The sequence below is a fragment of the Bacillus sp. S4 genome, from assembly GCF_040838205.1.
GTDB classification, from domain to species: Bacteria; Bacillota; Bacilli; order Bacillales; family Bacillaceae_G; genus Bacillus_A; species Bacillus_A cereus_U.
In genome coordinates, this window is sequence record NZ_JBFPJI010000258.1 from 1 (window position 1) to 4,784 (window position 4,784).

A 4,784-nucleotide genomic window follows, 5' to 3' on the forward strand; every position below is an offset into this window, starting at 1 on the left:
ATAAAAAACAATACATTTTTATTGCAAAACGATAAATCACATGATAAAATCATGTTGTTATTACATAAGTGAGGTGCTTTTTATGAAACAAGTTACGACACTCTTTTTAAAGCTAGCTATTATTTTTATAGGATTCCCAGTTCTTGCATTGTGCATATTTTTGGTGCCTAAGATTGGGAATTTTGCTGGAGAATTGTATCCAGATATTGCTTATATGAAATCTCTCGTTTTAATCGATATGTACGCGGCAGCGATACCTTTTTACTTTGCTCTGTATCAAGCTTTTAAACTTTTAAGCTATATTGATAAGAACCAAGCGTTCTCGGAATTATCGGTAAAGGCTTTAAAGAATATAAAATACTGTGCCATCACGATCAGTACCTTGTACTTGCTAGGTATGCCACTCTACTATCTCATGGCGAAAAAAATTGATCCTCCAAGTTTCATACCAATCGGATTGACCATCATTTTCGCCTCTATGGTGATCGCCGTTTTTGCTGCTGTTCTCCAAAGGCTTTTACAAGAAGCTATTAATATAAAATCAGAAAATGATTTAACGGTCTGAGGTGGAAAATATGGCAATTATTATTAATATTGATGTGATGTTAGCAAAACGAAAAATGAGCGTAACGGAGCTTTCGGAGAGGGTTGGGATTACGATGGCGAATCTTTCCATTCTGAAAAATGGGAAAGCAAAAGCGGTTCGTTTTTCAACATTGGAAGCGATATGTAAGACTTTAGATTGTCAACCAGGTGATATTTTGGAGTACAAAAGCGACGAATTCACTCAATAAATACAGACAACAACTTTCTTCAACCCATGGGATTAAATAGTGAAATTAAAATGAAGGGATAGCAATTAAGCTATCCCTTCTCTGCGTTTGTTATTGTTATTTAATATATCTTTAATTACTTTAACTTCAGTATTACAGAATTTACGATACGGGAAAGCCCACGCAGGACTTTAGTCCGTCTTTAGACGTGGGATGAAAGCATCGTTTTTGCATAGCAAAACGTCGTCATGCAAAAGACGTAAAAACATTTGAGAACGAATAATCTGTACGGTATGGTCACAGCACCGTAGTCCACGAACCTATACGGTCTGTTGTGGGAGTGGTGATGGCACACCGCAATCTTGCACGTCAGCGATACCAGAAATGGACTTCGCCTTTGGTAGCAAGAATCCCACTGACGTTAGTCAGCTGGCCCCTTTAGGGGTGGGAGTGTCAAATATTAATGGTGTGTTTTATTATCAATCTCTATTTCCTATTTTTTATTTCCTCTTTCATACTTCCCACAAACGCATTTAGTTCAACAACTTCCGACTTCTCTTCCCCATATTTTCGTACATTTACAGCTTTGCTTTCCATTTCTTTATCACCAATAACAAGAACATAAGGAACTTTTTGCATTTGCGCTTCTCTAATTTTATATCCTAACTTTTCATCTCGTATATCTCGTTCGACACGAATTCCGGCTTGTGCTAATTTATCTGCAATCCTATTTGCGTATTGTTCATGCACTGCATTTGAAACTGGAATTACTTTCACTTGAACCGGTGCCACCCACGCTGGGAACGCGCCTCCAAAGTGCTCAATTAATATTGCTAAGAAACGATCTAAAGATCCTAAAACTGCTCGGTGAATGACAACTGGTCTTCTCTTTTCATTATTCTCATCTATATAATTTAAATCAAATTTCTCTGGCATTTGGAAATCAAGCTGGATTGTTCCGCACTGATGACTTCTATTTAAGGCATCTTTAATATGGAAATCAATTTTCGGTCCGTAAAATGCACCATCACCTTCATTTAATCTATATTTATAATTTAATGATTGTAATACATTTGCTAATGCTGCTTCTGCTTGCTCCCATAATTTATCATCACCCATTGAATCTTCTGGACGAGTAGAAAGCTCTACTTCATACTCAAATCCAAAAGTTTTATATACGTAATCAATTTGCGCCATTACTGATTTGATTTCATCTTCAATTTGTTCTGGTGTTACAAATAAATGAGCATCATCTTGGCAGAAAGTACGAACTCTTAATAATCCGTTTAAAGCGCCACTAAATTCATGTCGATGCACTTGACCGAACTCACACATACGAATCGGTAATTCACGATAAGAATGTAATTTATTTTTAAACATAAGCATATGGCCTGGGCAGTTCATCGGTTTTAATGCAAAACTTTTATTATCCACTTCTGAGAAATACATATTGTCTTTGTAATGTCCCCAGTGTCCTGACTTCTCCCATAATTCTTGATTCATCATAAATGGAGTACGCACTTCTTGATAATTGTACTCATTTTGAATTTTTCTTAAAAATGCTTCTAATTCATTGCGAATAATCTGTCCTTTTGGCAAGTAAAACGGCATTCCCGGAGCCTCTTCCGAAAACATAAACAATTCAAGTTCACTACCTAATTTCCGATGATTTCTCTTCGCAGCCTCTTCAACAAAATGCAAATAATTTTCTAATTCTTTTTGTGAAGCAAATGCCACACCGTATATACGCTGAAGCACTTGATTGTTACTATCACCTCGCCAATATGCACCAGAAACATGAGTTAATTGAAATGCTTTCAGATAACCAGTAGATGGCAAATGTGGTCCTCTACATAAATCTACAAATTCACCTTGTTTATAAAGTGTTACACTTTCCTCATTAGGAATTGCTTCTAAAAGCTCTAATTTCAAACTATCATTCATTTCTTGAAACAGTTTTTTTGCTTCTTCTCGAGAGATTTCAACTCGTTCTATCTTTACATTTTCATTTATAATATTTTTCATTTCTTTTTCTATTTTCGGTAAATCTTCTACGTTTACACTACTTTGAAGATCCATATCATAATAAAATCCATTTTCAATAACTGGCCCTACTCCAAGCTTCACATCACCATAAATTCTTTTCACAGCTTGCGCTAATATATGTGCCGCAGAGTGTCTTGCAATTTCTACACTTTCATTTGAGTCAATAGTAATAATTTCTACTTCTGCATTCTCTTCAATGTTTCGTCGTAAATCAAAAGACTGCTCATTAACTTTTCCTGCGACTGCTTTCTTTTTCAAGCTACTACTAATCGAACCAGCAATTTCTTCTAAAGTAATGCCTTTCACAAATTCTTTAACGCTACCATCTGGAAATTTAATTTCGATCATCTGTTCTTTCATTTTTCATCTCTCCATTTCATAATAAAAAGCACACTCATCCCTAAAATAGGGACGAGTGTGCTTTTACCCGTGGTTCCACCCAGATTCCCATCACAAATTGCAATGGCTTCTTTTACGGTAACGTCGTTTACACGGCACTAGATACTTAATTTCCCCAGTGCAGCTCTAAGGTGGTAAGTTATTTTTCTGCGTTAGGAAGTTCTCAGCTTTCCTTCCTTCTCTGTATAACCGGTTAAAATAACTCGTGTCCTTTTCTTCGCTTATTATGAAATTAAATATAAAAAAGCATATTCATCCCTAGTAAATAGGGACGAATATGCTTATATTCGTGGTTCCACCCAGATTCCCATTACAAAAAAACATAATGGCTTCTTTTGCGATAACGTCGCTTACACGGCACTAGTTACTTGATTTCCCCAGTGCAGCTCTAAGGTGGTAAGTTATTTTTCTGCGTTAGGAAGTTCTCAGCTCTACTTCCTTCTCTGTATAACCGTTTAAAATAACTCGTGTCCTTTTCTTTGCTTTTATAATAAATCCATTTATTGTTACTTAATATATCCTATTCAATTCGTGTTTACAAGTGTTAAAAATATATTTTTTGTTGAATAAAAAAGAAACCAAAAACATTTTTTGGTTTCTTTTTCTCTATTTTACCAATCTTGTGGTTCGTAATTTAAGTCTGAAAATAGTCGTTTTTTCTCTTTTTTCGATAAATCTCTCCACTGTCCGACTGGTAAATTATTCAACTCAATATTCATAATTCTCGTACGTTTTAACGTGTATACTTGATAACCTAAAGCTTCACACATACGGCGAATTTGACGATTCAATCCTTGTGTTAAAATAATTTGGAACTCATATTTTGATAACTGTGTAATCTCACAAGGAAGAGTTTTTGTATCTAAAATTTTAACACCTGCTGCCATTTTCTCTAAAAACTCCGGTGTAATCGGCTTATCTACTGAAACGATATATTCTTTCTCATGTTTGTTTTCAGCACGTAAAATCTCATTAACGATATCGCCATCATTCGTTAACAAAATTAAACCGTCTGAGTCTTTATCGAGACGTCCGATGTGATTGATTCGTAAAGGATGATTCACTAAATCGATAATATTACCTTTTACTGCTTTTTCACTTGTACATGTAATACCTACTGGTTTATTTAAAGCGATATACACATGGTCTCGAGCAATACGAAGTTGCTCTCCATTTACTCGTACGTCATCACCTGGATTTACTTGGTCACCAATTTTTGCAACCTTACCGTTAATAATTACTTTTCTCTCGTTAATTAACTTATCTGCTCCACGTCGAGACGCTTTTCCAGCTTCACTAATAAATTTATTGATACGCAAGTTAGGCACATCCTTTTCATAAAAAATTTCAAGCTCACACTGCTTCTACCGTACAATACAAAAGGGTAAGCCTCCTATTATAACTTAAATATATTAACATGAAAGGGTATATGACGTCTTCACTTAATTACATGTTTACACGAAAATAATTGGTCCTCTTTTCCTTTTCACCTCAAACTGTTTAGCAGTCAATAGATTAACCCTTGAATATAACATCATTTATTTACTTTTTTCATAGATAATATAC

4 protein-coding genes and 2 other annotated features are annotated in these 4,784 nt (G+C 35.1%); of the genes, 2 read left to right on the forward strand and 2 right to left on the reverse strand.

The window, feature by feature from the left end; all coding sequences use genetic code 11:
* Window positions 1–82 precede the first annotated feature (82 nt).
* Window positions 83–565: a DUF2975 domain-containing protein gene (locus tag AB3X48_RS17885; RefSeq protein WP_002127302.1), complete on the forward strand. Its 483-nt coding sequence runs from the start codon at window positions 83–85 to the stop codon at window positions 563–565.
* A gap of 10 nt (window positions 566–575) precedes the next feature.
* Entirely contained in the window at window positions 576–794 is a 219-nt protein-coding gene (locus tag AB3X48_RS17890; protein WP_002141696.1) for a helix-turn-helix domain-containing protein, read from the forward strand.
* A gap of 465 nt (window positions 795–1,259) precedes the next feature.
* On the opposite strand, the gene thrS is transcribed toward AB3X48_RS17890, so the two are convergent.
* A complete protein-coding gene (gene thrS / locus AB3X48_RS17895) occupies window positions 1,260–3,179 on the reverse strand; it encodes a threonine--tRNA ligase (RefSeq protein ID WP_016104800.1) in 1,920 nt (639 codons plus the stop codon).
* A 44-nt stretch (window positions 3,180–3,223) separates the two neighbouring features.
* Window positions 3,224–3,445 (reverse strand) — a binding site (T-box leader).
* Window positions 3,446–3,482: 37 nt separating this feature from the next.
* Window positions 3,483–3,707: a binding site (T-box leader), on the reverse strand.
* Between the two features lie 122 nt (window positions 3,708–3,829).
* A complete protein-coding gene (locus tag AB3X48_RS17900) occupies window positions 3,830–4,537 on the reverse strand; it encodes a pseudouridine synthase (protein ID WP_002200551.1) in 708 nt (235 codons plus the stop codon).
* Between the last annotated feature and the right edge of the window lie 247 nt (window positions 4,538–4,784).